Annotated in this window: 25 protein-coding genes and 1 pseudogene (1 of these 26 only partly in view); 15 read left to right on the forward strand and 11 right to left on the reverse strand. The window is 40.7% G+C overall.

What is annotated here, in order from left to right; genetic code table 11:
- The 8 genes from L641_RS0111240 to L641_RS0111275 all read right to left on the reverse strand — a co-directional run.
- Positions 1 to 56, reverse strand: the 5' portion of a protein-coding gene (locus tag L641_RS0111240; RefSeq protein WP_024601942.1) for a S41 family peptidase. 1,495 nt of this gene lie to the left of the window's left edge; only the first 56 of its 1,551 coding nucleotides appear in the window; its start codon is at positions 54 to 56; the stop codon falls past the left edge of the window.
- 48 nt (positions 57 to 104) lie between these two features.
- Positions 105 to 944, reverse strand: a complete 840-nt coding sequence (locus tag L641_RS0111245; protein ID WP_024601943.1) for an amidohydrolase family protein — start codon at positions 942 to 944, stop codon at positions 105 to 107.
- A complete protein-coding gene (locus tag L641_RS0111250; protein ID WP_024601944.1) occupies positions 941 to 1,669 on the reverse strand; it encodes an SDR family oxidoreductase in 729 nt (242 codons plus the stop codon). The genes L641_RS0111245 and L641_RS0111250 overlap by 4 nt, the downstream gene beginning before the upstream one ends.
- A gap of 21 nt (positions 1,670 to 1,690) precedes the next feature.
- On the reverse strand, positions 1,691 to 2,179 hold the full coding sequence (locus L641_RS0111255; RefSeq protein ID WP_024601945.1) for a peptidylprolyl isomerase: 489 nt from the start codon (positions 2,177 to 2,179) through the stop codon (positions 1,691 to 1,693).
- A 66-nt stretch (positions 2,180 to 2,245) separates the two neighbouring features.
- Positions 2,246 to 3,694, reverse strand: coding sequence for a transglycosylase SLT domain-containing protein (locus L641_RS0111260; protein WP_024601946.1), 1,449 nt, complete (start codon positions 3,692 to 3,694; stop codon positions 2,246 to 2,248).
- 56 nt (positions 3,695 to 3,750) lie between these two features.
- Complete coding sequence (locus L641_RS0111265) at positions 3,751 to 4,770, reverse strand: MBL fold metallo-hydrolase (RefSeq protein ID WP_024601947.1); 1,020 nt, start codon at positions 4,768 to 4,770, stop codon at positions 3,751 to 3,753.
- A gap of 56 nt (positions 4,771 to 4,826) precedes the next feature.
- Positions 4,827 to 5,132, reverse strand: coding sequence for a cell division protein ZapA (locus tag L641_RS0111270; RefSeq protein ID WP_013466007.1), 306 nt, complete (start codon positions 5,130 to 5,132; stop codon positions 4,827 to 4,829).
- Positions 5,132 to 5,362: a hypothetical protein gene (locus L641_RS0111275; RefSeq protein WP_008466311.1), complete on the reverse strand. Its 231-nt coding sequence runs from the start codon at positions 5,360 to 5,362 to the stop codon at positions 5,132 to 5,134. Before L641_RS0111275 ends, L641_RS0111270 begins: the two co-directional genes overlap by 1 nt.
- A gap of 238 nt (positions 5,363 to 5,600) precedes the next feature.
- Here L641_RS0111275 and rlmJ point away from each other — a divergent pair, with 238 nt between their 5' ends.
- Positions 5,601 to 6,440: a 23S rRNA (adenine(2030)-N(6))-methyltransferase RlmJ gene (gene rlmJ / locus L641_RS0111280; protein WP_013466006.1), complete on the forward strand. Its 840-nt coding sequence runs from the start codon at positions 5,601 to 5,603 to the stop codon at positions 6,438 to 6,440.
- Positions 6,441 to 6,812: 372 nt separating this feature from the next.
- Here the strand turns inward: rlmJ and L641_RS0111285 are convergent, their stop codons facing one another.
- Positions 6,813 to 7,619 carry an META domain-containing protein gene (locus tag L641_RS0111285; RefSeq protein WP_024601948.1) on the reverse strand — a complete coding sequence of 269 codons (807 nt, stop codon included), beginning with the start codon at positions 7,617 to 7,619 and terminating at the stop codon, positions 6,813 to 6,815.
- Between the two features lie 135 nt (positions 7,620 to 7,754).
- On the reverse strand, positions 7,755 to 8,321 hold the full coding sequence (locus L641_RS0111290; protein ID WP_024601949.1) for an alkylphosphonate utilization protein: 567 nt from the start codon (positions 8,319 to 8,321) through the stop codon (positions 7,755 to 7,757).
- A 267-nt stretch (positions 8,322 to 8,588) separates the two neighbouring features.
- Between L641_RS0111290 and L641_RS0111295 the strand changes: the two genes are divergently transcribed.
- From L641_RS0111295 to L641_RS0111325, 7 genes and pseudogenes are all read left to right on the forward strand, one after another.
- Positions 8,589 to 9,863 (forward strand): HDOD domain-containing protein, encoded by a 1,275-nt coding sequence (locus L641_RS0111295; protein WP_024601950.1) that lies wholly within the window; start codon positions 8,589 to 8,591, stop codon positions 9,861 to 9,863.
- 54 nt (positions 9,864 to 9,917) lie between these two features.
- Positions 9,918 to 10,526 (forward strand): paraquat-inducible protein A, encoded by a 609-nt coding sequence (locus L641_RS0111300; RefSeq protein ID WP_024601951.1) that lies wholly within the window; start codon positions 9,918 to 9,920, stop codon positions 10,524 to 10,526.
- 63 nt (positions 10,527 to 10,589) lie between these two features.
- Entirely contained in the window at positions 10,590 to 10,964 is a 375-nt protein-coding gene (locus tag L641_RS0111305; protein ID WP_024601952.1) for a hypothetical protein, read from the forward strand.
- A 103-nt stretch (positions 10,965 to 11,067) separates the two neighbouring features.
- Positions 11,068 to 12,393: pseudogene (locus L641_RS22315) on the forward strand (TolC family protein).
- Complete coding sequence (locus L641_RS0111315) at positions 12,383 to 13,882, forward strand: efflux RND transporter periplasmic adaptor subunit (RefSeq protein WP_024601953.1); 1,500 nt, start codon at positions 12,383 to 12,385, stop codon at positions 13,880 to 13,882. Before L641_RS22315 ends, L641_RS0111315 begins: the two are co-directional and overlap by 11 nt.
- Positions 13,883 to 13,890: 8 nt before the next feature.
- Positions 13,891 to 17,007: an efflux RND transporter permease subunit gene (locus tag L641_RS0111320; protein ID WP_024601954.1), complete on the forward strand. Its 3,117-nt coding sequence runs from the start codon at positions 13,891 to 13,893 to the stop codon at positions 17,005 to 17,007.
- 144 nt (positions 17,008 to 17,151) lie between these two features.
- Positions 17,152 to 17,607 (forward strand): hypothetical protein, encoded by a 456-nt coding sequence (locus tag L641_RS0111325; RefSeq protein ID WP_024601955.1) that lies wholly within the window; start codon positions 17,152 to 17,154, stop codon positions 17,605 to 17,607.
- A 70-nt stretch (positions 17,608 to 17,677) separates the two neighbouring features.
- Here the strand turns inward: L641_RS0111325 and L641_RS0111330 are convergent, their stop codons facing one another.
- A complete protein-coding gene (locus L641_RS0111330; RefSeq protein ID WP_013465996.1) occupies positions 17,678 to 18,184 on the reverse strand; it encodes an ACT domain-containing protein in 507 nt (168 codons plus the stop codon).
- A gap of 356 nt (positions 18,185 to 18,540) precedes the next feature.
- On the opposite strand from L641_RS0111330, the gene L641_RS0111335 reads away from it, so the two are divergent.
- The 7 genes from L641_RS0111335 to tnpA all read left to right on the forward strand — a co-directional run bounded on the left by L641_RS0111335 (position 18,541) and on the right by tnpA (position 26,786).
- The gene (locus L641_RS0111335) at positions 18,541 to 20,775 is read left to right on the forward strand and encodes an ABC transporter permease subunit (protein ID WP_024601956.1); all 2,235 of its coding nucleotides are present in this window, start codon (positions 18,541 to 18,543) and stop codon (positions 20,773 to 20,775) included.
- A 15-nt stretch (positions 20,776 to 20,790) separates the two neighbouring features.
- Positions 20,791 to 22,440, forward strand: coding sequence for a phosphate ABC transporter permease PstA (gene pstA / locus L641_RS0111340; RefSeq protein ID WP_024601957.1), 1,650 nt, complete (start codon positions 20,791 to 20,793; stop codon positions 22,438 to 22,440).
- A gap of 19 nt (positions 22,441 to 22,459) precedes the next feature.
- Positions 22,460 to 23,287 carry a phosphate ABC transporter ATP-binding protein PstB gene (pstB, locus tag L641_RS0111345; protein ID WP_008114812.1) on the forward strand — a complete coding sequence of 276 codons (828 nt, stop codon included), beginning with the start codon at positions 22,460 to 22,462 and terminating at the stop codon, positions 23,285 to 23,287.
- 44 nt (positions 23,288 to 23,331) lie between these two features.
- Entirely contained in the window at positions 23,332 to 24,033 is a 702-nt protein-coding gene (gene phoU / locus L641_RS0111350; RefSeq protein WP_008114815.1) for a phosphate signaling complex protein PhoU, read from the forward strand.
- A gap of 150 nt (positions 24,034 to 24,183) precedes the next feature.
- Entirely contained in the window at positions 24,184 to 24,858 is a 675-nt protein-coding gene (locus L641_RS0111355) for a TIGR00153 family protein (RefSeq protein ID WP_008114817.1), read from the forward strand.
- A gap of 39 nt (positions 24,859 to 24,897) precedes the next feature.
- Positions 24,898 to 26,166: an inorganic phosphate transporter gene (locus L641_RS0111360; protein WP_008114819.1), complete on the forward strand. Its 1,269-nt coding sequence runs from the start codon at positions 24,898 to 24,900 to the stop codon at positions 26,164 to 26,166.
- Between the two features lie 185 nt (positions 26,167 to 26,351).
- A complete protein-coding gene (tnpA, locus tag L641_RS0111365; protein WP_024601958.1) occupies positions 26,352 to 26,786 on the forward strand; it encodes an IS200/IS605 family transposase in 435 nt (144 codons plus the stop codon).
- Positions 26,787 to 26,849: the final 63 nt, after the last annotated feature.

Here is a 26,849-nt window from a genome sequence, read left to right on the forward strand (position 1 = left end):
GCTAGCGAAAAAGGGAGTAATGTGTATTTGAGAGAAGATGAATTAAAAATGGCCATACGCATGCTCGTTTTTTAAACTGTTGAGCTAAATATAGCGGTTTTTATTTAGAGTTGATAGAGTCGCGCTGCATTTTTGTAACTCAAATGTTGCCATGTAAGCTCATCGCTACATAGGCTGCGATAATGTTGCCATAACTCATTGTAGTTAATGTTAATTTGGCACACGGGGAAGTTGCTGGCAAACATCACTCTTTGCATACCAAAATGCTTTAAAATATGTGTTAAACATTGGGTTTGCTGCTCGCTATTAAGCATTAGTAATTCAAAGCCTGAAAACTTCATCGCAACATTAGGCTGTTTTGCAAGTAGTTCAATTGCAGTTGCCCAGTTAGCAAGGTTGTGTGCAAGCCCTGCGTGATTAATGATGATTTGTAAGTCACTAACTTGGTTGGCATAAGAAATAAGTTGCTCGGTGATGTTGAGGTTTTCTATTTCAAATTGCGCTTCAAAATGCAGTTTTAAGTGGCTCAAGTGGCGCAGGTTATCGAGACAATGAGGGTTCAATAAGCGCGTGGCATCATGACCTTCAGTGATATCTCTAATGCCGACAAGGGATGAATGTTTTAGATGTTTAAGTGCTAGTTTAAATCCGTTATTTGGCTGGTTAATTGTTGCAAAGCTAATCGCTTTGTAAGGTAGCCTTTTTATATGCTTTGCTAACCAGTTTAATTCATTAATAGGTTGCTCATTATCAAAGCCAGCTTCTATATGCACTAAACCAACGAGTTCAAAGTCCGTACTTTTGATTAGTTCAGCAACGCTAATCGGTTGTTTTATTTTATCTAAGTTAGGCCAAGCGGGTGGGTTAGCACCTTGCAGCCAGGTGTATTGACCCTCCAGCAAATTAAAAAAATGCACATGCGGGTCAATAATTTTAGTACTCATTGCGCTGTGTAACCGCCATCAATGCGTTGCAAACTGCCGGTAATAAAGCTGGCTTCTGGACTTACTAAAAAGTTTACCAGTGCTGCAACTTCATCGGCTTGGCCTAAACGATTAAGTGGTTGTAAAGCAGCTTCTTCGGCAACAATATCTGCCTTATTTGCGCCACTTTTTTTGCAGTATGCATCAATCGCATTATGAAATAATGGCGTTTCTATGGTGCCAGGACACACGGCATTAGTGCGAATATTAAAGCTTGCGTAATCTAAGGCGGTGGTTTTAGCCATCGAAGCCAATGCATGTTTAGTCAGGTTATAAGCAAATGAGTTTTGTTTGCCAATAATGGCCTGATCTGAGGCAATTAACACAATAGCGCCATCTTGTTGTGCTTTCATGGCTGGTAATACGCTTTGTATAGCCGCGTACGCACCTTTAACATTCAGTGCCATTAACGCATCGAATGTCGCTTCATCGGTTTGCTCAATTGTGGCACTTAGGTGCTTGCCAGCATTTGAAACAAGTACATCAATGCGTTGTGTTTTTTCAATAATAGCCTGTATACACTGGCGTACGACGGTTACATTACTAACATCACATTGATGAAAAACACCACTCTTACTGGGTTCAATATCTAGGTTATGAACCTGATAGCCGCTCGTTAATAATCGCTGAACCACAGCAAAGCCAATGCCTTTAGAGCCACCGGTTACTATTGCAACTTTTGACATACTTGTTCCTTTAATTAGCAATTAATGTGCGTGGCCGCAACCACCTTCAGCATGAACATGGCCGTGAGAAATCTCTTCGTTTGTTGCTTCTCGAACTGAGACAACCTCAACATCAAAAGTCAGCGTTTTACCAGCAAATGGGTGGTTTAAATCACAATCAGCATTAAAGCGGCCTACTTTTACAATGGTTACTTGGTGGCGACCTTGGTTTGATTGCACCATAGCAGTCATGCCTGGTTTCCATACTTTTACATCACCTTGAAGGTGCTTAAGCGGAATGCGCTGAATTAAGTCATCAACACGCTCACCGTATGATTCACTTGGAGATAACGTTACGCTAAATTTATCACCAGCAGTTTTACCTTCAAGTGCGGTTTCTAAACCGGGTAGCATGCCTTCGCTGCCGTGAATGTAACTTAATGGCGCGTCGTTAAGGCTACTTTCTATTTGCTCACCGGCTTCGCTAAGGGTGTAATGAAATTCAACGGCCGAATTTTTACTGATTTGCATGCATGTCTCTTTAAGATTTAAATAAATTAAAAAGCAATTTTACGCGAAATACTGCGCTTTAGAAACTTAACGGGGATGATTTAATGTATTTTGTAAGTCGAGTAACAGATCTTTTTTAGCCGGTGTGGTTTTAGGTGTCGCAGCTTGGGGTATAAATAAAACCAACTGAGTACCAGGTTTTAATACGCTTGAGGCAGATAATTTATTCCAACGCGCTAAATCGCTATGAGCAACGCCGTATAACTGACTTATATTCCAAAGGTTGTCACCGGGTTTTACGTGGTAATCTACCTCGATGGTTGGAATGATTTGCTCTTTTTGTTCTAGATAAGGGCTTATTTTATAGTTAATAGTGAGCGACTCAGGCAACGTTTGCGGCTCCCCTAAAATAAGCTTTTCGCCAACGCCAATAAAGTTATTTTGCTTATTATTGAGCTGTTTTAATACTTCTAAAGGCAGGCCAAAATGCCTAGCAATACCGTACAGCGTGTCATTTTTCTTAACGATGTATTCGCCTGCAAAATTGGCTTTAAAAAAGCGGTTTTTTAATAAAGCTTGTTGCTCTATAGGTAATAACAGAGTGTGCGGTCCATGGGGAGAGCTTTGATTTTTTAAATAACCCCGATTAAGGGCATGCAGTTGTTTGGCGCCCATGCCAGAGAGCTTGGCCATAACTGAAAAATCAAACTGTTTTGCCACATTTAGCGAGGTAGTCAGTGCTTTATAAGGAAGCTTTGGCCGTTTAAAATTTGCCTTAGGGTGTTTCACTAAATAGCTCAGTGCTAATAGTTTTGGTACATAGTCAGCGGTTTCTTTTGGCAGTGTTAGTGCCCAAAAGTCAGTTGATTTACCTCGTTTTTGATTGCGTTTTATAGCGCGCTTAACTCGGCCTTCACCGGTATTATAGGCCGCAAGTGCATGTAGCCAATTACCATCAAAACGTTTATGTAAATAGCTTAAATAATCAAGTGCCGCATCGGTTGAGGCTAATACATCCTGGCGTCCGTCGTACCATTGATCTGATTTAACCCCAAAATGATGCGCGGTTGCTGCAACGAGTTGCCACACTCCCACAGCGTGCTCGCTTGAGCGTGCGGTAGGTCTAAAGCCACTTTCTACAAATGGTAACAAGGCGAGCTCCATCGGCAAGCGCTTTTGCTCAACTTTTTTTACAATATGGTATAAAAAAGGCGCTGCACGTCGAGACACTATTTTTAAATAATTAGGCTGTTTTAAATACCAGTTAATGCGTTTTTTTAACGCCTGATTTTGCTCAACCGGTAAATGTAAGTTATCAGCAATATGTGCCCATAACTCTGTGGGTTGAGCTATTTCAGGGGCTTTGGCTGTGGCTTTTTTATTAATGACTTTGTGAGTGTTTTTAGAGGTCGGCGTATTTGATAATGCCGGTTTTGACTCTACAGGTGTGGGAACTGCAGGCGCAATGATCTCTGGCTGAGTGGTTTTACAGCTGCATAGCAATACAATGGCAAAGCATAAGATCAAGTGACGCATTTTGTTCCTTTTTAAAAAATATATTTCCATATTTTAACACAATCCATTGTGTTCAGTTATTGACTGTTTTTAGCGCGAAGTAATCCCGATTGCAAAAATAAGTGACTTGATTTTATATCAAGTGGTTCTTGTTGATAAGGTTTTAGTGCCTCAATAGGGAAGTTTTTTTGTAATTGCTCAATACTAGCTTCAGGGTTGTTTTTAGCATGCTCCGTAATCGCTTCTAAAAACGTGAGTGACTGTTTTAGTTTAACTTTATCGACTAAATCGCCATGCCCAGGAATAAAAAGTGACAGCGTATTATTATTTATATATTTTTTTAATAAGCATTGCCATTGCTTAAGCTCGCCATGCCCAGGGTAGGGTAACCAATCGATGATATCACCACCAATTAAGGTTTTACCTTTGTCGGCAAGTAGTGTTAAATCGCCATTAGTATGTGCCTGGTGCGGGTTTATAGTGAGTGTATAGCCACCTAAATCTAACGTTTTAGATTCACTAATACTCATTTTTGGTGGTGTTAATTGATAGTCTTGCCAGCGAAATAAGCGCTTTTTAGCGCGGGTAAGCTTTTCTCGCCATTGAACTTGCTCAGCATCGGGTAAGGTGGCTAATCGTTGATAGCTCAGCTCAATGCTTTTCTCGAATCCCTCTAGCTTGTCTGTTAAGGCTTGCTGGTAAAGCGAAAAGTCGTTAGCGACTTGTTGGTGAGTAATAAGTTTTGCGTCTGGGAAGTAATGCTGCATAACCGCCATCCCCAGTAAGTGATCGTCATGAAAGTGGGTTGCAACTAAATAACACAAAGGCGTCTTTAGACGTTGTTTTAGCTCAGTTACCAGTTGTTCTACCGCCGCAAAGTTACCACTGGCATCAACGAGTAATGCACATTCACTGCCTTCAATTAATACTTGGTTAGAGTCGTAAAAACGAAGTCTTTCAGGTTGCTTAAGAAATTGAATATTAGCTGACAACGGTTGCCACTCAATTGCCGCCTCGCTTTTTGTTTGCATAAACAAGCAAATTAAAGGCAGTAAGCACTTACCTATTTTTTGAGCTTTACTTAAAAATGGTTGCATCTTTATCTCTAGCTGTATTTTTGACGGTAAAAACAATAAAAGCGCAAAATGCGCTTTTATTTAGTGTGCTCAGAGTTCGAGCTTAAATACTGACTCAATTTATCAATGAGTTGATCTTGATATTCAAGCTCAACTGATTTTTGAGTTTTCGCTTCAAGCAATTCGTGGCTTAAATTTAAGGCAGCCATAAGTAATGCTTTTTGATCATTTCTGACTGTTGAACGTTGTTTCATTTGTTCAACTAAATCATTCAGATTTTTGGCGGCCGCTTTTAGTGCCTCTTCTTGCCCCGCAGGACAAGCAAATTGCTGCTCTTTACCAAGCAATTCAACAGTGACTCGCTGGTTTTGCAGCTCAGACATTAGCTTGCCTGTTGCGCGCTTTGTAATTTATCTAACAATGATGACAAGGTAGTACTTGCATCTTTTTGTTTTTCTTCATTTTCAAGGGCTTCTAACTGCAATAACTCATTTTCATCAAGTAGCTTGCTGTTTTGCTCTTTAAGCTCTGAAATATCAGTTTGTAACTGATTATTACGGGTAATTAGTTGGTCGATCAGTTGTTCGAGTTGTTGAAGAGTGTTGTTGTTCATAAATGCGCTCATATAACTGTAATTAATGTCATGCAAATGTAAAGCAAAGTGTGTTTATTTGCCAGCATTTACGCTGGTTTTAGGTGATTTTTATTCTATGTTAAGGGATAATTCACGCTATTGGCTTTTTCATTCAGAAGCGGTTCACGTAAACCCCCGCTTTTGCTGGTATCGATTGTCAAAGTAGTGTGCTTATGGTTCACTGATTTTATTAAATAGCGTATGGTGAAAATAAATAATGCTTAGTTACAGACACTCCTTTCATGCGGGTAACCCTGCCGATGTACTTAAACATTTAGTGTTAGCGCAAGTACTGGGTTATCAAACAATTAAAGATAAGCCGCTTGACTATATTGATACGCATTCGGGGGCTGGTTTTTTTGAGCTTGCTGCACCTGACGCGCAAAAAACCCAAGAGTACCAAGATGGCATTGAAAAACTGTGGCAACATACTAGCCAACACAGTGCCTTAAATGACTACATTGAACTAATAAAATCATTTAATGAGAGCGCATCGCTGGCGTTTTACCCAGGCTCACCAAAAATAGCCGAGCACTTTTTACGCCGTCAAGATAAGGGCTGGTTTTTTGAGCTGCATCCGCGAGATTTAGTCTTACTTGAAGAAAACATGCAAGGTAAGCGTTCTATTCGTGTACGCGGCGAAAATGGGTTTGCAGGCTTAATTGGTTTGTTACCGCCAGCTTCGCGCAGAGCCTGTGTGTTAATAGACCCACCTTATGAAATAAAAGACGATTACAATACGGTAGTACAAACCATTGTTAAAGCACATCAACGCTTTGCAACAGGGACTTACATGATCTGGTATCCGGTTGTGGACAGAGAACGTATTGATAATATGGAGCAGGGTTTAATTGACGCGGGCATTAAAAATATTCAATTATTTGAATTAGGTACTGAAGCAGATACAGAAGTACATGGTATGACCGCCTCTGGAATGATAGTGATAAATCCACCCTGGAAGCTGAAACAAACTATGGATGACGTGTTACCTGAACTAGTAAGCTTGTTGAGTAAGCCAAGTGGCTTTTATCGCAGCGAGCAGTTAGTTGCCGAATAAAAATAAATAAGCCTAGGGTCTGTTGACCTTTGCGGATTAAAATTTGTTCAAACTAGGGGCGGTTTAATCGCGGCGCGAGGTTTGTAACCTAGTGGGCTAAGTAAAAACCGAGCAAAGCTTCCGCGTCCTGCTCACGCCCCTTACCTACATCCATGTAGGCAACAAAGAGTAAATCAGAACCCTTCGGGCAGCGCCTGTTTGGCATTGATGCTGCGTTATCGCCTATTTATGGGGAATAACCACACCACATAGGCTCTGCCTTGCCTAAATACCAAACAGACTGCTGCAAATTTAACCTTGAAAGATCAACAGACCCTAGTTTAACTGGGCTTTATACTGATATGCTTAGATGCGGAGTATTGTTACGCTTAATTAAAAGTAAACAGCGTTAAAGGTTGCAAGTTGCTTGCCTGCCTCATTTTGTAATACTAATTTTTCACCGTTAATTTGCCATTGCGTTGCTGCTTGCAGCACACCCGCCATGGCGCTTTCTTGTTCCATATTTTCATGACACATTTTTTGCGTGGTTGCTAACTGCGTAAAAGTAACCGTTTGCTTCGATACTTCATAACCGCCATTAAAGTTATTGCACCCTAAAAAACCGTGCACAGTGTTGTCACTATTAAATTGAATAAATGGCTCTTTAGTATTCACTTCAACGGGATTGCCATCGATTAAAACGGCTTTGAAGTAGGTATTTACTAAGTCAACGTCTGGCTTTGACGCTACTTTTGAAACAATAATTTCTAAAGGCTTTGATGAGGCCGTATTAGCAAAAGGCGAGTTACTTGTTGTGCTGGTGTATAGTAAGTTTCCTTGATTATTAATGGTTGCGCGCACGCTGTAGCGATGGGCTGGATCAATTTTTTCAAGGTTGTATTCAAGCTCTACTTTATACGGCGGTGCGCCTACTAAATCAATTACCTGCTCAGAAATAACGGTTGCTGCCACATCCATTTTTGACACATCAACCAAGGTAACGGTTAGCTGTGAATTAGGCGCTAATAGGCTGCGATCTAGGTAGCTAACTTGCACTGGTAGAGAGGCTGTTGTTTGTTTCACAGCGCTATTTTGCTGTGCGGTGTCATCGTTACATGCGCTAAGCATAAGTGTGCCACTTGCTAAAAAACATAGGCCTGCAACCGACTTTAAGATTGAGTTTGGCTTTGGTGAGAACATAACAGTTCCTAGATATAATTACGGATATAAACAGTAGCATACGGCTAAGTTACTTAATCATCGCTTAACTTGTAAATACAGCCAATACAGAAAGTTGAGATATAAAAAAAGACGCTTGGCGCCTTGATTCGTTACTTATTTTTTAACGTATTTAGTTAAAATTACAATACGTTGTCCATCAACACGCCCTTCAATATGTTCTGGGTTGCTAGTTAAGCCAATATTGCGCACAGCAGTACCGCGCTTTGCAGTTAAGCTGCTACCTTTCACATCTAAGTCTTTTATTAAGGTGACGGTATCGCCAGCTTGTAGCACTACGCCATTACTATCAATGTGTTTAATATCATCATCTTCAGCAAGCGCTTGCTGAGCCCATGTTAATGTGTCTTCTTCAAGGTAAATCATATCAAGTGCGTCTTGTGCCCAGCCATTATCGGCTGCTAGTCGTGTCAGCATGCGATAAGCAACAACTTGTACCGCCGGTGTTTGGCTCCACATGCTGTCATTTAAACAATGCCAATGAGTAGGAGTTAAATCGCGGGTGCCCTCAATTTGATCTTTACATGTTTGACAGGTGTAAATGCATTTATCTGAATGAGCTTCGGTAACTGGAGGTACTTCGTATACAGTTAAGTTATCTGTTGCTGCGCAGAGTTCACATTGGTTGTTGCTACGCTCTATTAAGGCTTGTTCAATGCTCATATTAGGGGCTCTTGTGAGTTTATAAAAAATTTATAATCGCATTATACCTTATAACCATAACCTTTGGGTATGCTCAGAGCGGCTGATAGCAGCAAAACCTTATAAAAAATAAGGTTAATAAAGGTTTTTATTTTAAGAATATAAATTTAGGCTTAGTCGCTTGTTTTTTATTCGAATTAAAATTGCAGCAAGTCTTTAAAGTTTCACTATACTGGTTAGGTATAACAATAAAAATAACGCTTACATCACTGCAAAACAGGAAGGGTAATGCCAAATAATCCAGACGTAAAAAATTCATCTATTTTGGTCACTCAATATATTGCTAGGCAACCCATTTTTCATGCTGATAGAAGCATTTTTGCCTTTGAGTTACTTTATCGCGATTCAGTTAATAATGCCTTTCCTGCGGGAACAACCGACGGGCAGGCCACTGGGCGACTTTTTTTTAATGCGTTAATGCTGGTTGGGGTGGAAAAGCTGGCGCTTAATCAGACCGTGTTTATAAACCTATCTAGCGAAGGGCTTTTAGAGGATTTACCTACATTATTGCAGCCTGAAAATACTGTAATTGAAATTGTTGAGCGTACTGAAAATATCGAGCTTGTTACTCAACGAGTAACTGAGCTAAAAAAAGCAGGGTATGTATTTGCGTTAGATGATTATGACGCGCATGAAAAATGGCAACCTTTGCTCAGTTTGGTTGATTATATAAAGCTTGAAGTAGAAGAGCCTATAATAAAAACCACCATGCTACTTAAAAAGCTCAAACGCAATCACCCTGAGGTTAAAATAGTGGTAGAGCGAATTGAAACCTATGACGAATTTAGGCAGCTTAAAGAAGCTGGATGCGATTACTTTCAAGGATTCTTTTTTGCACGGCCAGAAATGCTCAGTTACGGTAATGTTGAGCCGTTAAAAATGGCGGTTTTTGATTTATTGCGCTGCACATCTCGTCCTGACTTGGATTTTAACGAAATTAATCAACGTATTTCTAAAGATGTGGGTTTAACCGCACGTGTTCTCAAACTAGTTAATGCCCGCTCTGCTAATAAAAATTTAGTGATTACGTCAATTCCACAAGCGGTTGTGTATTTAGGGGAAGATTCTATTAGAAAGTTTGTACGAGTACTGGCGCTGAGCGAACTTGGCTCAGACAAACCTAGTGAGCTTACTCGTTTAGGTTTATGTAGAGCGCAGTTTATGCAATTGATTTTAGAGCCCGGCGGAAAGATTATTGCAGAGCAAGGCTATTTAGTCGGCTTGATGTCGGTGCTTGATGCTATTTTAGATATGGAACTGGAAGCTATTGCCAAAGAGTTTAGTTTAGGGGCTGAGTTATCTGGTGCACTTTTAAGTTTTGATGGCATGATGGGGAACTCATTACATTTAATAAAAGCAGTAGAAGAAGATAACTGGCAATTGGCTAAAAAGTTGCTAGAGACTATTCGCCCTGCATCAGATATAGAGCTGGTGTATACAGCCATGTTAGATGCGCGCCAATATGCGGATGAGTTATTAGCCACCATTATTGAACAAGACTAACGCAAAACGTTTGGGTATGATTGGCACATATTGATTTTTACTTAGTATTACACCATGCGTTTACTTTTACCTATCACGACTATTTTAATTGCCTTAGCTTTATTGATCCCCGGGGTGACACAGCCGGTGTTGAGTATGGAAGGCAAAATTGATAAATCTAAACTTGCTCAAGCTGGTATTGAAATGCTGGCAGATGAAGGAAATCAAAACACCCGCAATATGCTAATGATGGTCTCGAGTATGTTGGGGTTAGACAAACTTGAAGGTGAGATCAGCGCTTATCAAAAAACGCGTAGTATTTGGGGCACCGTTAACGAACTGGCCGATAACAAAAACTACTTAGTGGCGATATTAGTGGCGTTTTTTTCAATAGTGATCCCAACAATTAAGCTGCTGCTTCAATTGTTTTATTGTGCACTGAAGGAGACTTCGTTTAAGTACAAGCTTGGTAAAGTGATAATTGGCTTAAGTAAATGGAGTATGGTGGATGTGTTTGTTATTGCATTAATCGTGGCTTACATGGCTGGTAATGCAAACGCGAACTCAGAAGACTTACTAAATATGCATGCTGAGTTTGGTACTGGTTTTTGGTATTTTACCGGCTATTGCCTGTTCGCTATTGCGGCTAGTAGCTTGATAAAGCCAGTGGTAAAAACCAGTTAATGATTGAGTTTTAAACGCAGTTACCATAAACTTTTAGCGTCTATTTACTTTTAGGTTATTTCATTGCAACGTATTTACTGTATTTTACTCACGCTGACCTTGCTACTCACTTTTGTGGGTCAAGCTGTTGCGTCTGTATCTATGGTATGTGATATGCCGCATATGAACATGGCAACCCATGCATCGATGCAGCATAGTGAAATGGCAATGAGTGACGACGCTGATACAACAACCATGTCTATGGATTGCTGTAGTGAGCAAAGCACGTTAACCCAAGATTGCAGTTGCCCGATGAGTGCTTGTAATTCGCATTCGGCCTTGCACGTAAACTCGCTATTTATAGCCTCTAAATTATCCTCTGAAAAAGTGCACCTTGCTGTCATGCAGCGCCAACCTAATTTTGCACGATCTCTTTATCGTCCTCCTATGCCTGCATAACCGCAGGATAGGTGTATTCAAAATCTAGCCATTTAGCTTTTTGTCATCTATCTGCTTAAAAATTTAATCGTTTTTTATTTTTTAAATTTAAGTGGAGCAAGTGATGAATCACTTCGCAGTATTAAAAGCCGTTTGTGTGAGCAGCTTATTGAGCATTAGTGTCTCTGTACACAGTGCTGAACTGAGTTTAAATGAGGCAATTAACTATGCCTTAAACCATGAGCCTTGGCTTAAAGCCAGCAAACAAAAACAAGCATCAATTGAAGCAAAAAGTATTGCCGCAGGTACCTTACCTGATCCGGTACTCACGCTAGGGTTAATGAACTTACCCACTAATGGTTTTGCTTTTGATCAAGAAAATATGACCCAATTTAAAGTAGGAATTAGCCAATCGTTAAGCCGAGGCGATAGTTTAGCATTGCAGTAAAAAGCACTGTCTCAGTCGGCTGCGGCAGAGCCTTGGCTTCGTAAAGATAGACTCGCGCAGGTAAAAACCACAGTGACCGAGTCATGGCTCAATGCGTTCAGAGCGCAGCGAACTATTGCACTTATTGAGCAGGACAAAGCCTTGTTTACTCAGCTAATCGATATTACCGAATCAAGTTATGTAAGCTCGGTGGGTAAAACACGCCAACAAGATATTATTCGTGCGCAATTAGAGCTAACCCGCCTTGAAGATAAACTAATGCAACTTGATCAACAGCTACAAGGTGCTAAAAAGCGGTTAACACAATGGTTGCCCATCGACATGCTAAGCCAGCCTGTTGGTGATGACTTTTCAGCGCTTGCAGCGTTAAAAAACTACACGGAATTAGAGTTTCAGCAATTAATGGCATTGCTATTAAAGCACCCCGCTATTATGGCGATTGATAATGCAATAGAGGCAAAGCAAACTCAAATAAGTGTGGCTGAGCAAGGCTATAAACCGCAAATTGGTGTGAATATGGGATATGGTTATCGCGATGATATGCCAATGGGTGGCTCACGAGCCGACCTTTTCTCTGTAGGAGTGAGTATAGATTTACCGCTATTTACCGACAATCGCCAAGATCAACTCGTTAATGCCGCGATTGCTGATAGCGAAGAGGCAAAAACACAAAAATTAATTGCCCTTAAAAAGCTACAAGGAATGTACTTTAAGGAAGTCAGCCAACTAACACGATTAAGTCAGCGAGCAGCGCTCTATAAAACTAAATTATTGCCGCAAATGGCCGAGCAATCCCAAGCGACCCTTAATGCTTATACTCGCGATGATGGTAATTTTTCGGATGTGATGCAAGCGCGGATCAGCGAATTAAATGCCAAAATAGACGCACTTAATATTCATGTTGATCAAAAAATTATTATTGCACGGTTAAATTATTACGCCAGTGCTGATGACGCCAGCTTAAAAAACTTATCACAGCAGGAGCTAACCTATGAATACTAATTTAAAATTGTCATTGGTGGCTATATGCAGTGCAGCGCTGACGGCCGGGGTGTTATTGAGCTTGCCAGCTGAGCACACTATGCCAAGCAATGACAAAACCAGTAGTAAAAAAGAGCCGCTTTATTGGGTGGCACCAATGGACAGTAATTATCGTCGTGATGAACCGGGTTTATCACCTATGGGTATGGATTTAGTGCCTGTTTATGAAGAGTCAGACAGTGGCGCCAATGAAGGCCCCGGCAGTGTTAAAATTTCACCTACCGTGATCAACAACTTAGGTGTACGCACGGCACCGGTGGAGTTTGCAGCGCTGGAAAATGAAGTCAACACGGTAGGCTATGTACAGTATAACCAAGACCAGCTCATTCATATTCATCCGCGGGTAGAGGGCTGGGTAGAGACATTATATGTGAAGGCCGCAGGCGATCAGGTTAAACAAGATGAGCCACTTTATACCTTGTATTCACCGCAATTAGTCAATGCCCAAGAAGAGTTTGTTTTAGCGTTAAAGCGCAATAATCCGGTGTTAATTCGGGCGGCTAAAGCACGTTTAAAATCGCTTAATGTGTCTGAGGGTTTTATTTCACGCTTACAAAAAAGTCAGCAAGTGCTACAAAATATTACTTTTTATTCTCGCCAAGGTGGCGTTGTTGATGAGCTTAATATTCGTGAAGGGTTTTACGTTAAACCAGATACATCAATGATGAGTATTGCTCAGCTTGACGAAGTGTGGGTTGAGGCTGAGGTATTTGAACGCCAAGCAGAACTTATTCGTGTTGGTTTACCGGTAACCATGACACTCGATTATTTAAGTGGTCAACGTTGGCAAGGGCAAGTGGATTATATTTACCCTACTTTAGATGCTAAAAATCGTACTTTACGAGTGCGTTTGCGCTTTAATAACGAAGGTCATCAGTTAAAACCAAATATGTTTGCGCAAGTGAGTATTCATAGCCAAAAAGCTGAAAAGCAGTTAATTGTGCCTAAAGAGGCGGTTATTCGCACTGGTAGCCAAAACCGCATTGTAATTGCGCTTGGTGAGGGGCGTTTTAAATCGGTTGAAGTAACCTTAGGGCGAAGCGATGCGACTCATACTGAGATTTTATCGGGTGTTATGGCTGAAGATGAAGTGGTTACTTCTGCGCAGTTTTTAATTGATTCAGAGTCGAGTAAAAGCTCTGACTTTAAGCGTATGCAAGCACCTTCGCACAGCACCATGACAATGAGTGATAGTGCCCCAAGTATGGCTACTGTGAATGGAGTGATTAATAGCATAGACCCTAGCACACGGGTTATGAATATTAGCCGTGAGGCGATTGAAAAGTGGGGGCGCGGACCTGCAACTATGGACTTTGTGTTAGCAAAAAATGTAACCATTGAGGCGTTTAAGCTAAATGATGAAGTTATATTTACCTTTAGTATTGAGCAAGGTGAGTTTGTGATCCATACAATGACTTCTGTGCATGCTATGCACAGTCAGCACGAGTAGGAGTGGTTATGATTACTGCAATTATTCGCTGGTCTGTTGTTAATCGTTTTTTTGTACTGTTACTGACCGCAATACTTATTGGTGGCGGCTTGTATGCTGTAAAAAACACCCCAGTAGATGCCTTACCCGATTTATCTGATGTACAGGTTATTGTTAAAACATCTTACCCTGGGCAAGCGCCGCAAGTAGTGCAAGATCAGGTCACATTTCCTATAACCACGGCGATGTTATCGGTACCAGGGGCGCAAACAGTACGCGGTTTTTCGTTTTTTGGTGACTCCTACGTGTACGTTATTTTTGACGAAGACACCGATTTATACTGGGCGCGAAGTCGTGTTCAAGAATATTTAAGTCAAGTATCTGCGCGTTTACCCAATACGGCAATTGCAGAGCTTGGCCCCGATGCCACAGGAGTTGGTTGGGTGTATTTATATGCACTCACTGATACCACAGGTAAGCATGACATAAGCCAACTACGCAGTTTACAAGATTGGTTTTTAAAGTTTGAACTGCAAACTGTGCCCGGTGTATCCGAAGTAGCATCGGTAGGTGGCATGGTGAAACAATACCAAGTTAACGTACAGCCCGATAAGTTACGTGCCTATGGTATTCCGCTAAGCCTTATTCAAACTGCCATTAAGCAAGGTAACCAAGAAATGGGGGCATCAGTTGTTGAAATGGCAGAAGCCGAATACATGGTTACCAGCACTGGCTATGTAAAAAGTGTGGCTGATTTAGAAGCGATTCCTCTAGGTATAAACGCTAACGGTACTGCACTACAGTTGCGTGATGTTGCTAATGTGCGTTTAGGTCCTCAAATGCGCCGTGGTGTTGCCGAGCTTAACGGCGAAGGCGAGGTGGCTGGTGGCGTAGTAGTGATGCGCTTTGGTGAAAACGCGCAAAAAACTATAGAGCTCGTCAAAGCTAAATTGGAGTCACTTAAAAAAGGCCTGCCTGAGGGGGTTGAAATTGTACCTGTGTACGATCGCTCTCACTTAATAAAAGACGCAGTTGATAACCTCACCTCTAAATTAATGGAAGAGCTTATTGTAGTGGCTTTAGTGTGTGTGGTGTTTTTATTTCATATACGCTCATCGCTGGTGGCTATTATTACCTTACCGTTAGGTATACTCACCGCTTTTATTATTATGTATTGGCAGGGAATTAACGCCAATATCATGTCATTAGGCGGGATTGCTATTGCGATTGGTGCTATGACTGATGGTGCGATTGTGATGATTGAAAACATGCACAAGCATATGGAGAAAAAACCGCTAACAGATGAAAACCGTTGGCAAGTGGTGATTGACTCTGCCAGTGAAGTTGGGCCTGCGTTATTTTTTAGCTTATTAATCATTACCGTGAGCTTTATGCCGGTATTTATTTTAGAAGCTCAGGAAGGGCGAATGTTTGCGCCATTAGCGTACACAAAAACCTATGCAATGGCAGCTTCTGCTGGCTTAGCAATTACCTTAGTACCCGTGCTGATGGGTTATTTCATTCGGGGTAAGGTGATATCTGAAAATAAAAACCCAGTTAACCGTTTACTGGTAAATAGTTATAAGCCACTGTTAAACACAGTCTTAAAATTTCCAAAAAGCACCTTGCTGATTGCACTAGCTATCACTTTAGTGGGCTTTTATCCGGTAAATAAAATAGGCAGTGAATTTATTCCACCTCTTGATGAAGGTGATCTAATGTATATGCCGACTACTTACCCAGGAATTTCAATAGGTAAAGCGCGCGAGCTATTGCAGCAAACCGATAAATTGATTGCCACTGTGCCCGAGGTAAAAACCGTATTTGGTAAAATTGGACGAGCGGAAACGGCAACCGATCCGGCACCACTGACCATGATTGAAACCTTTATACAGTTTAAGCCTAAGGAGCAGTGGCGCGAAGGCATGACCACTGAAAAGCTCAAGCAAGAGCTGGATGCTTTAGTAAAGCTCCCAGGACTCACAAACGCTTGGGTAATGCCAATTAAAACGCGGATAGATATGCTGGCTACAGGGATTAAAACCCCTGTGGGTATAAAAGTCGCGGGCCCTAATTTGAATGAAATTCAAAAAATAGGTCAACAAATAGAGGTATTACTTAAAGATCTTCCCGGTACGGCGTCTGTTTACTCAGAGCGTGTAGCGGGTGGGCGTTATATTAAGGTAGATATTAACCGTGAAAAAGCAGCGCGCTACAGTTTAAATATTGCTGATGTGCAACAAGTAGTCGCAACCGCTATTGGTGGCATGAATGTGACTGAAACGGTTGAGGGTCAAGAGCGCTACCCAGTAAATATTCGTTATCCGCAAGCGTACCGTGACTCCCCAGAGGAGTTAATGCTGCTGCCTATTGTAACCACTGCTGGGCAACGCATTGCACTTGCCGACGTGGCTGATGTATACATTAGCGATGGCCCTCCTGGCATAAAAAGTGAAAATGCCCGTTTAAATGGTTGGAGCTTTATTGATATTAAAGATACTGACATTGGCAGCTACGTAGAAAGTGCTCAGCAGTTACTAAACGAGCAGCTAATTTTACCCGCAGGGTATTCTATAACTTGGGCAGGGCAATACGAATATATGGAGCGCGCTAAGGCCAAACTGAGTTATGTGTTGCCGTTAACCTTAGCCATTATTGTGGTACTGCTTTACCTGAATTTTAGAAGCTTCACTGAAGTATTTATTATTATGGCGACATTACCACTGGCGATGATAGGGGGTATTTGGCTCATGTATTTAGAAGGCTTTAATTTCTCTGTTGCTGTGGGGGTCGGCTTTATTGCCCTTGCTGGGGTGGCCGTAGAAATAGGCGTTATTATGTTGGTGTATTTAAATCAAGCGTATAAAGCGCAGGTACAGGCCGCCTCTCAATTAGGAAAAAGCATGAGTATTGAGCAGCTTAAGCATGCCATATTAGAAGGCGCCGGTTTGCGCGTTCGCCCGGTAATGATGACGGTAGCAACCATAGTGATTGGCCTGTTACCGGTGTTATATGGCACAGGCACGGGGAGTGAAGTAATGAGTCGAATAGCCGCCCCCATGGTTGGCGGTATGTTTAGCGCCATTGTTTTAACATTGCTGGTATTGCCTGCTGTGTATTTATTATGGCGAAAGCGAAACCTATAATTTTTACACTGGTTGTGTAACTTGTACTGTAAAAAATCAGTGCAAGTTACCCATCTTTACTTTACCTGCTGATTTTATTGTGTTTTTTATTGGCATGATTCACGCATCTATTTAATCATTAGGGTTAAATAGTAAGGAACGCACATGCAAGTTAAAACAATCCAAGAAGTGTTCGATTGGACCGTTCAATTTCACACACAAATGGCCGCTAATTTTTTTAGTGTAAAGGACCTACTCGGGGAGCATAACAAACAGCTAATTGATTATTGTGTTGAGTATGAAAAAAAGCTCGCTGAGGATTTAATTGGCTTTAAAGCCATCACGCAAATAAACACATTAGATACGTATTGTTATGAATATTTTTCAGAGCACTCAGAAATTATTAACTTTACTGATTTAGATCGCAGTAACCAATTAGATGAGCAAGTAATTCAAGAATACTTATCAAAGCAGCATCAAAAAGTATTGAACGCATATAGTTATTTGGCTGATAAAGCACAATCACCTGAGGCTCAAGAAAAACTAAGTGAGCTGTTGCAACTTGAAGAGCAAGGATTAAAGCAAATGATACAAAGCATTAATCGTCATGCAGATATGTAGCAACAAGTGTTACGCATAAAAAAGGCGCTGTAATAAGCGCCTTTTTCGTGTGTAAAATAATAGAGCACATTTAACTTTGCTCTACATCAACCACTAAGTCACTCGTAATTGACTCAAGAGCGTTAATTACTTCGTCTTTGTTAAGCCCATTAGGCAGGCTAACGGTGGCAACGGCACTAAAAATTGGCACCCCCCAGTTTGGCGCACTTTGCTGCCTTGAGTTTAAGTTCGTAATATTAGCGCCTTTATGACGAATAACACTTGCCAACTCCTGGACTATACCGGGGCGATCGTTCCCGGTGATCACAAAATTAAGCTGCTCGAGTTCAACAGGCTCAATTTCGGTGTTGCCTTTTTCAATACGAACATCTAATTTAGGAAGCCCATTAAGCGCATCTTGAAATGCCTGTAAATGCTCTTCAGCCACCTCAACTTGTATAATGCCAGCAAAGTGGCCAAGCAAATGACTTAAATTACTGCTTAACCAATTACCGTGGTTTTCCAATATAACCGATGAAATACTTTCTACTAAACCGGGGCGATCTTCCCCTAAAATGGTTATTACCAACTGCTTCATAATAGTTCTCTTTTTAAGCCCAAATGAAAAAATAAATGCATAGGCATTAAGTGATGCGATCTAATGTATGTGATTCTTAATGTATGTAAAAGCTAACCACAAAAGGATTGTTATATCTTAATAGGTTACTTTATTATTGTTATATTAGATGCCCATTGAGTATTGTCTTGGATAAATAGTTTGTCCAATTAATAATTGATTTAGTTTATTAATAACACATAAATAAATACAATTATTTAATAAAATAATACTTTAATATTATTTTGTGGTTCCAGTAAAGAATTATTACGACTGTAACATTACTGTCACTTTGATGAAATATAATGCGCCCAACGTTAAGATATAAGGGTGTTTTGATGACTTCAAATCCGAATAAACCGACTTTTAATACGGATCGAAGCCGTCTATTTAAAGACCGGTTTGCTAAGTTTGGCATAACCGCAGGCGGTATAATGGTATTAATAGCACTGCTATTGATCTTTTTTTACCTTCTTTATGTAGTGCAGCCTATTTTCGAGTCAGCTAAAGTTGAAAAGCGCGCTAGCTTTAATGTTGCTAATGCTGAGCAAATAGTTGGGCTTGGTGTTGAAGAGCAAACTGAGGTTGCTTACTTACTTGATAATCAAGGCCAAGTTAACTTCTATAGTGTTGATAAAGCAAACTTTGGTAAAAAACTAAAAACACTTAATGCCACTTTACCTGCGAAGGTAACCAGCTTTGCAAATAGTGCTCCTTTTCAAGGTCATTATGCGTATGGCTTAGAAAATGGCACCGTGACTATTGTTGCGCCTAAGTTTTTAGTCACCTTCCCTAATAATGAACGTAAATTAAGCCCGCGTTTAGGTTATCCATTGGGTGAGATGGCGTTAGAAGTTGATGAACAAGGTGCTGCTATTAAGCGTTTTGCCTTTAGCCATTATGAGGACAAAACAGCCGTTGTGGCACTTACCGCCGATAAACGTGTGGTATTTAGCAGCTTTGTAGCCGAAGAAAATATGTTTACCGGTGAAGTCGAATGGCAAGTTGAACGTACCGAATTGAACGTTGATGGTCGCGTAGATGAGTTATTAATGTCGCCGGATACCACCCGCACATTTGTTCGCTCTGCTAATCAAATTTACGTATTCGATACTCGCTACCCAAGTGAAGTAGAGCAAATCCAATTATTATCTGCCAACGAAGAAAACGCTAATATTGTGTCATCACAATTATTAGCTGGTGCTAACTCCCTGATGTTGGCCAATGATAATGGTGAAATATCGCAGTGGTTTGAAGTAAACACTGACTCAGGTCGCGAGTTTCAAAAAATTCGTTCGTTTGAAACCACTAAGCAAAGTAAGCTCAATGTTTTTACTGAATTCTACCGCCGTACCTTTTTTACAACGGGTCAAAATGGTGAGCTAGGTGTTTATTACACAACCAGTGAAGCAAAGTTGTGGCAAGGTAAAGTCAGTGAAGGTGCAATTGAACAGTTTGCTATTGCTCCGCGTTCAAATGCGGCATTGATTTTGGCTGATAACAAGCTAACGGTATTAGAAATTCATAACGAACACCCAGAAGTAACGTGGTCAGCGCTTTGGCAAGAAGTATGGTACGAGGGTTACCCTGAGCCGGGTTATATTTGGCAATCAACGTCTGCAAGTGATGATTTTGAATCTAAGTTCTCACTGGTACCAATTTCATTTGGTACTTTAAAGGCTGCTATGTATGCAATGTTATTTGCTGTGCCTATTGCTATTTCAGCCGCTATTTACACCGCTTACTTTATGTCGAGCGAATTACGTCGCGTAGTTAAGCCGACCGTTGAAATAATGGAAGCTTTGCCAACGGTAATACTCGGCTTTTTAGCTGGCTTGTGGTTAGCGCCTTTAATTGAAGAGCACCTGCCGGCTATTGTTGGCTTACTCGTATTACTGCCATTAGGTATTTTAGCAACCGCTTTAGGTTGGACTAAATTACCTGCAGCTATTCGCCATAAAATTCCTGAAGGCTCACATTCAATTTTATTAATTCCTGTGGTGTTATTTATTGGTTGGTTGTCATTTGCGATGAGCGAAAGTATTGAACTGTGGATGTTTGATGGCAATGTGCGTCAATACTTAACCAATGAGCTTGGTATGACTTTCGATCAGCGTAACTCGCTTGTGGTTGGTATTGCGATGGGCTTTGCGGTTATTCCTACTATCTTCTCAATTGCCGAAGATGCGGTATTCAGCGTTCCTAAGCATTTATCCAATGGATCGTTAGCATTAGGTGCAACGCAGTGGCAAACGCTAATTCGCGTGGTGTTACTTACGGCTAGCCCAGGTATTTTCTCTGCGGTCATGATGGGGTTAGGTCGCGCCGTAGGCGAAACCATGATTGTACTGATGGCAACCGGTAATACGCCGATTATGGATTGGAGTATTTTCCAAGGTATGCGTACCTTAGCCGCTAATATTGCCGTCGAAATGCCAGAGTCGGAAGTGGGGAGTTCGCATTATCGAATTCTATTCTTAGCCGCCTTTGTATTATTCATATTTACCTTTATTTTCAACACCGTTGCTGAATTTGTTCGTCAGCAGCTGCGTGAAAAATATAGCTCAATGTAAGTGGAGAAACACGACATGGTAAAGCAGTGGTTTAGGTCTGGTTCTCCTTGGATTTGGATGACCGGTGGTGCTGTCAGCATCAGTTTAATTTCAGTAATTGGTTTACTCGCCATGATTGCATGGAAGGGACTAAGCTTTTTTTGGCCATCTCAAGTTATGCAGTATGAGCTTGAAGGTTCAATTGCTAAGCAAACCGTTATTGGTGAAATTTATGACCGTGAATTAGTACCTAAGTCGCGTTTAGCGGCAACCGGTATTGATGTTTCTAAATTTGAAAAAGACGAGGTTGAGCGTTTACTAATTAAAACCGGTAATCGTGAGTATGTAGATTTAGACTTTCGCTGGATACTTGAAACTGATATTACACAAAGCTCAGCACCAAAAGCACTCGCGGTATTTGAGCGTAGCAAAAACGGTAACTTTTACGGTTATGTAGAATCAGTAATCAAAGACGGTGAAACAATAACTACAGATAAAGTTGAAACATTACATGATCTTGTAGAGCGTGCGGTTGACTTAAATGACGAAGCACTGGATTTACAAAATGGTGATATTGGTCATATAAACTACGAGTTAGAGCGTTTACGTTTGCAGGAAAAAGCCTATTTGCTTGATAACGAGCTAACTGATGAGCGCGTAGCTGAACTTGCTCAAGCCCGTGCTGATTTACGTGCGCAATATGGTGAGCTTGAAAAAGAGTTATTTGCACTGCGTAACCAAGCTAAGCGTGACCAAGTAACTGTGAAAGATATGCGTGGTGAGATTGTTACTATCCCGCTTTATCAAGTGTTGGATGTATGGTTTCCAAACGATATGGGCTTTTTTGCTAAACTAGGCCATTACTTTGTGCAGTTAGGCAAGTTTGTTTCAGATGACCCACGTGAAGCCAATACCGAAGGCGGTGTATTTCCTGCTATCTTTGGTACGGTATTCATGGTGATGTTAATGGCTGTGATTGTGACGCCATTTGGTGTGGTTGCCGCCATTTATTTGCATGAATATGCAGCTAAAAACGCAATTACTAAAATGATCCGTATTGCGGTTATTAACTTAGCGGGTGTTCCGTCAATTGTATATGGTGTATTCGGTCTAGGTTTCTTTGTGTATATGGTAGGTGGCAGTGTTGACCAACTATTTTACCCAGAGTCATCGCCTACGCCTGTATTTGGTACACCTGGCGTGATGTGGTCGGCACTTACCTTGGCTATATTAACGTTGCCTGTGGTAATAGTGTCAACCGAAGAAGGTTTATCTCGTATTCCTAGTACAGTGCGCGATGGTTCATTAGCACTGGGTGCGACTAAGGTAGAAACGCTATGGCGAATCATTATTCCTATGGCCAGCCCTGCAATTATGACGGGGTTAATTTTAGCGGTTGCTCGTGCTGCGGGTGAAGTTGCACCGCTTATGCTGGTGGGTGTGGTAAAAATGGCGCCAACGTTACCGCTTGATGGTAACTTCCCATATATACATTTAGACAGAAAGTTCATGCACTTAGGTTTTCATATTTACGATGTTGGCTTTCAAAGCCCGAACGTTGAAGCGGCGCGTCCGCTGGTATATGCAACGGCCTTTTTGTTAGTGTCGGTTATTATTACCCTTAACATCACCGCCATTGGTATACGCAACCATTTACGTGAAAAATTCAGATCGCTTGAGCATTAATTTAGTATAGGTAACAAACATGATTACAGTCGCTCCAAAAGTAAACCAAGCAAAGCCAAGCTTGAAGTTAGATTTAAATAATTTAACAGACGAACAAAAAGCGCTAGAAATTAAAGATCTCGACCTTTACTACGGTGATAAACAAGCACTGAGTAAAGTAAATATGAACATTCCGAAAGGCCAAGTAACGGCATTTATCGGTCCGTCGGGTTGTGGTAAGTCAACTTTGCTGCGTTGTATTAACCGTATGAATGACTTGGTTGATATTTGTCGCATAGAAGGCGAAATAATGCTGCACGGGCAAAATATTTACGACAAAAGCGTAGATGTTGCTGCGCTTCGTCGTAATGTTGGCATGGTGTTTCAGCGTCCAAACCCGTTTCCTAAATCAATCTACGAGAATGTGGTTTACGGTCTTCGCCTGCAAGGGATTAAAGAAAAGCGTAAGCTTGATGAAGTGGTAGAGCAATCGCTACGTGGTGCGGCTCTTTGGGATGAAGTAAAAGACAGACTTCACGATAGCGCATTTGGTTTATCGGGCGGTCAGCAGCAGCGTTTAGTTATTGCTCGCTCAATTGCGATAGAGCCAGAAGTATTATTACTTGATGAACCAACATCAGCACTCGACCCGATTTCAACTTTAGTGATTGAAGAACTAATTAATGATTTAAAGAATAAATTTACTGTGGTTATTGTTACTCATAACATGCAACAAGCAGCGCGGGTATCTGATCAAACCGCGTTTATGTATATGGGTGAGCTCATTGAGTATTCAGATACCAATACCTTATTTACCACACCAACGAAGAAAAAAACTGAAGATTATATTACCGGACGCTACGGCTAGTCGGGTTAAAACGCTAAAACAATGAATTATTAAAGAAGGTCATTATGGAACACAACATTAATAAACATATTTCTGGTCGTTTTAACCAAGAGTTAGAAGATGTGCGAAACCATGTACTGAGTATGGGTGGGTTGGTTGAGCAACAACTTAATAGCGCGCTTGATGCAGTTAGCAAAAACGATGCGGTATTGGCACAAAAAGTACGTGAAAACGACTACAAAGTTAATGCAATGGAAGTCAGTATTGATGAAGATTGCACCCGTATTATTGCTAAGCGCCAACCGGCAGCCAGTGATTTACGTTTAGTAATTGCAATAGCAAAAACCATTGCTGATTTAGAAAGAATTGGTGATGAAGCTAAGCGAATTGCTAAAGTTGCACTAGACTCATTTACTAAGGATCAACAAGATTTATTAGTAAATATTGAAAATATGGGTCGCCAAGTATCTAAAATGCTGCATGACGTTTTAGATGCATTTGCACGTATGGATGTGCAACGTGCATTTGAAGTGCATAAAGAGGATGCTAAAGTAGATAGAGAGTATGAAGCTATCACCCGTCAAATAATGACGTACATGATGGAAGATCCGCGCTCAATTCCAAAAATCATGGATTTAGTATGGTCTGTTCGCTCATTAGAGCGTATCGGTGATCGTTGTCAAAACATCGCTGAATATGTCATTTATTTTGTAAACGGTAAAGATATTCGTCATACATCTCAAGAAGATATTGAAAAATCACTGTAGTGATACGAATAACTAGAAAATAAGAAAGGCAGTAATACACTGCCTTTTTTATTTTTTGTAAATAATTGAATGAGAAAAAGCGTTCACAATCTAGCTTAATGCTGTAAAATTCACGCTGAACAGCATATTGAATTGATTAAAGGGTCAGTTATGCCAACAAATTTTTTAGGTGTTTTTGCAAAATCACCTATAAAACCAATAGAAGAACACATCAGAAAAGCGCATCAAGCAAGCGAAAGTTTGATACCTTTTTTTAATCATGTTTTTAAAGAAGAATGGCAACAAGCTGAAGAGCTACGTTTAACTATTCGTAATTTAGAACGTGAAGCCGATGAAATGAAAAGAACTATACGCTTACAACTACCTGGCGGATTATTCATGCCGGTAGAGCGTACAGACCTTCTCGAATTAGTAACCCAACAAGATAAAATTGCTAATAAGGCAAAAGACATTGCTGGGCGTGTAATTGGTCGTGAGATGATCATACCAAAAGAGATTCAAGAAGACTTTTTGGCGTATGTAACTCGTTGTGTTGATGCAACAAAACAAGCATCTAAAGCGATTAATGAATTAGAAGAATTGTTAGAAACGGGCTTTAAAGGCAGAGAAGTTACTCTGGTTGAAAAAATGCTCGTAGAATTGGATGCCATAGAACAAGACACGGATGAAATGCAAATTAGAATACGCCGCCAACTACGTAAAGTAGAAAGTGAGCTAAATCCAGTAGATGTAATGTTTTTATACAAAATCATTGAATGGGTTGGCGAGCTTGCAGATATTGCAGAGCGCGTAGGATCACGTCTTGAGCTGATGTTAGCTCGTTAATTTAAAATCAGTTCAAACACGAAAGATTAAGGTTACACAATGGATATCATTGCATCTTACGGCACGGTATTAATTTTAATTGCCGCAGCAGTCGGCTTTTTTATGGCTTATGGTATTGGCGCAAATGACGTTGCCAACGCGATGGGTACATCAGTAGGTTCAAAAGCACTTACCATTAAACAAGCGATTTTTATCGCGATGATTTTTGAGTTTGCAGGTGCTTATTTAGCCGGTGGTGAAGTAACATCAACAATTCGTAAAGGGATTATTGATGCGGCCCCATTTGCCGACATTCCTGAATTGATGATTTTAGGTATGATCGCCTCTTTATTTGCCGCGGGCAGTTGGTTATTAATGGCCTCGTTTTTAGGCTGGCCGGTATCGACGACTCATTCAATCATTGGCGCTATTATTGGCTTTGCTCTGGTTGCAGTAGGCACAGAGGCTATTCAATGGGGTAAGGTTGCCGGTATCGTAGGTAGCTGGATTGTAACGCCGGCGATATCAGGTTTTATAGCGTACTTAATATTTATGAGTGCGCAAAAGCTGATATTTGATACAGACGCTCCACTTAAAAATGCCAAGCGCTTTGTACCAATATACATGGGTTTAGCTGGCTTTATTATGGCACTTGTGACCATTAAAAAAGGCTTAAAGCACATTGGTATTAATTTAGGTACCTTTGAAGGTTTTGCTATTTCTATAGGTATAGCGGTACTAGTTGCTGTTATTGGTAAAATTGCGATTTCTCGTTTAAATATCGATCCTAAAGCGGATAGAGAAATGCAGTTTAACAATGTAGAAAAAGTGTTTGCAGTACTTATGGTGTTAACAGCCTGTTGTATGGCATTTGCTCATGGTTCTAATGATGTTGCTAACGCAATTGGACCACTAGCTGCTGTTGTAAACATTGTTGAAAATAACGGTGAAATTGCGAAGAAAGCGGCTATTGCTTGGTGGATATTACCACTGGGTGGTTTAGGCATTGTTGCCGGTCTTGCTATTTTAGGCAAAAAAGTAATTAAAACCATTGGTGAAGGAATTACACATTTAACACCAAGCCGTGGTTTTGCTGCTGAATTAGCCGCTGCATCTACCGTTGTTATTGCATCGGGCACAGGCTTACCTATCTCAACTACACAAACCCTAGTGGGTGCCGTGTTGGGTGTAGGAATGGCACGTGGTATTGCCGCACTTAATATGGGTGTAATAAGAAATATTGTAGTTTCTTGGGTAATTACATTGCCAGTTGGTGCTGCCCTTGCTATTGTTATTTTCTACGTACTAAGAACCGCTTTTGGGGTTTAATAAAAAGTACTTAAAAGACTTTTAGCTTGAAAAGATCTCAACGCCCTTGGTGTTGGGGTCTTTTTATTTTCAGCCCCTAAACCACCTACTTCAGTAGGTGGTTATCATCAAATAGGCTTTGCCTGTAAAAAGTACTCATGTTAATTCCTTAGTTGATTTTTAGCGAAGTCACAAAAGGAAAAAACATGAGTAGATACGAGAAAGCATCGCATGTGTATTGGCGATGTCAATATCATATAGTTTGGACACCTAAGTATAGATTTAGGCTCCTTAAAAATAAAATAGGTAGGGATGTCTACAGGTGTATTCAGGTTTATTGCGAACAGCTTGGGTGCAAAGTTGTTGAGCTGAATGTACAAATAGCTCACGTACACTTAGTAGTAAAAGTGCCGCCAAAACTGTCAATTTCAAAGTTAATGGGCGCATTGAAAGGTAAAATAGCGTTAAAAATGTTTAGTAAATATCCGTACTTAAGAAAGAACAAGCTATGGGGTAATCATTTTTGGCAGCGAGGATACTTTGTTGATACGGTAGGCATAAACGAAGAAATAATACGAAGATATGTCAGGCATCAGCAGAAGGAGGAGAGACAAGAGCAAGCTCAGTTAACTCTGGAGTAAACAACGCCCCCTTTTAGGGGGCTAATTCAAAGCCACCTTCTTTAGAAGGTGGATCTTTTACTT

Origin of the sequence: Pseudoalteromonas sp. TB41 (assembly GCF_000497975.1) — a bacterium.
Classification (GTDB): Bacteria; Pseudomonadota; Gammaproteobacteria; order Enterobacterales; family Alteromonadaceae; genus Pseudoalteromonas; species Pseudoalteromonas tetraodonis.

Bases quoted from the DNA above. Each gene is read 5' to 3' on its own strand.
- L641_RS0111275 (WP_008466311.1), bottom strand. From the start codon at position 5,362: ATGAACAACAACACTCTTCAACAACTCGAACAACTGATCGACCAACTA.
- L641_RS0111295 (WP_024601950.1), top strand. From the start codon at position 8,589: ATGCCAAATAATCCAGACGTAAAAAATTCATCTATTTTGGTCACTCAA.
- L641_RS0111315 (WP_024601953.1), top strand. From the start codon at position 12,383: ATGAATACTAATTTAAAATTGTCATTGGTGGCTATATGCAGTGCAGCG.
- L641_RS0111325 (WP_024601955.1), top strand. From the start codon at position 17,152: ATGCAAGTTAAAACAATCCAAGAAGTGTTCGATTGGACCGTTCAATTT.
- L641_RS0111330 (WP_013465996.1), bottom strand. From the start codon at position 18,184: ATGAAGCAGTTGGTAATAACCATTTTAGGGGAAGATCGCCCCGGTTTA.
- L641_RS0111285 (WP_024601948.1), bottom strand. From the start codon at position 7,619: ATGTTCTCACCAAAGCCAAACTCAATCTTAAAGTCGGTTGCAGGCCTA.
- phoU (WP_008114815.1), top strand. From the start codon at position 23,332: ATGGAACACAACATTAATAAACATATTTCTGGTCGTTTTAACCAAGAG.
- L641_RS0111270 (WP_013466007.1), bottom strand. From the start codon at position 5,132: ATGTCTGAGCTGCAAAACCAGCGAGTCACTGTTGAATTGCTTGGTAAA.
- L641_RS0111360 (WP_008114819.1), top strand. From the start codon at position 24,898: ATGGATATCATTGCATCTTACGGCACGGTATTAATTTTAATTGCCGCA.
- L641_RS0111290 (WP_024601949.1), bottom strand. From the start codon at position 8,321: ATGAGCATTGAACAAGCCTTAATAGAGCGTAGCAACAACCAATGTGAA.
- L641_RS0111250 (WP_024601944.1), bottom strand. From the start codon at position 1,669: ATGTCAAAAGTTGCAATAGTAACCGGTGGCTCTAAAGGCATTGGCTTT.
- pstB (WP_008114812.1), top strand. From the start codon at position 22,460: ATGATTACAGTCGCTCCAAAAGTAAACCAAGCAAAGCCAAGCTTGAAG.
- L641_RS0111245 (WP_024601943.1), bottom strand. From the start codon at position 944: ATGAGTACTAAAATTATTGACCCGCATGTGCATTTTTTTAATTTGCTG.
- L641_RS0111355 (WP_008114817.1), top strand. From the start codon at position 24,184: ATGCCAACAAATTTTTTAGGTGTTTTTGCAAAATCACCTATAAAACCA.
- pstA (WP_024601957.1), top strand. From the start codon at position 20,791: ATGGTAAAGCAGTGGTTTAGGTCTGGTTCTCCTTGGATTTGGATGACC.
- L641_RS0111300 (WP_024601951.1), top strand. From the start codon at position 9,918: ATGCGTTTACTTTTACCTATCACGACTATTTTAATTGCCTTAGCTTTA.
- L641_RS0111255 (WP_024601945.1), bottom strand. From the start codon at position 2,179: ATGCAAATCAGTAAAAATTCGGCCGTTGAATTTCATTACACCCTTAGC.
- rlmJ (WP_013466006.1), top strand. From the start codon at position 5,601: ATGCTTAGTTACAGACACTCCTTTCATGCGGGTAACCCTGCCGATGTA.
- L641_RS0111265 (WP_024601947.1), bottom strand. From the start codon at position 4,770: ATGCAACCATTTTTAAGTAAAGCTCAAAAAATAGGTAAGTGCTTACTG.
- L641_RS0111260 (WP_024601946.1), bottom strand. From the start codon at position 3,694: ATGCGTCACTTGATCTTATGCTTTGCCATTGTATTGCTATGCAGCTGT.
- L641_RS0111335 (WP_024601956.1), top strand. From the start codon at position 18,541: ATGACTTCAAATCCGAATAAACCGACTTTTAATACGGATCGAAGCCGT.
- tnpA (WP_024601958.1), top strand. From the start codon at position 26,352: ATGAGTAGATACGAGAAAGCATCGCATGTGTATTGGCGATGTCAATAT.
- L641_RS0111320 (WP_024601954.1), top strand. From the start codon at position 13,891: ATGATTACTGCAATTATTCGCTGGTCTGTTGTTAATCGTTTTTTTGTA.